The organism is Aerococcus sp. L_32, assembly GCF_050689315.1.
The window spans coordinates 1-580 of record NZ_JBOEQF010001158.1; the positions used below are offsets into that span (position 1 = coordinate 1).

Sequence of the window (580 nt, forward strand, 5' to 3'; positions counted from 1 at the left end):
CCTAAAGCCATTATTGAAACAGTGAAAAATGCACCGACTGAAAAAGTCTATATTCTAGCGACTTATACAGCTATGCTTGCTATTAGAAAAGAATTGGCTGAATTAGGTTACGTGAAGGAGCGCATGAGTTAATGGAACAAACTTTAAAAATTGCCCATTTATATGGGAACTTAATGAATACATATGGTGATAACGGTAACCTATTGATGTTACAACACGCAGCGAAAGCACAAAAGGTCAATGTTGAAACCCAATTAGTCTCTATCGGTGATGAATTTGACACTAGCCAATTTGACCTTGTCTTCTTTGGTGGTGGCCAAGATTATGAACAAAAAATTGTAGCCCGTGACCTCCAATCAAAAAAAGAAGCTTTAACCGAGTATATTGAAAACGACGGTGTAACAATCGGTATCTGTGGTGGATTCCAATTGCTTGGAAAGTACTACATCAATGCTGCTGGCGACCGGTTAGAAGGTATTGGTGCCTTAGACCACTACACATTAAATCAAGACAATAACCGCTTTATTGGTGATATCGTCATTGAAAATGACCGTTTTGGCCAGACTTACTATGGCTATGA

Annotated in this window: 1 protein-coding gene; it reads left to right on the top strand. The window is 38.6% G+C overall.

What is annotated here, in order from left to right; genetic code table 11:
- Positions 1-131 precede the first annotated feature (131 nt).
- The coding region (locus ACRCJ0_RS18695; protein WP_431391700.1) for a type 1 glutamine amidotransferase at positions 132-580 on the top strand (449 nt) is incomplete at its 3' end.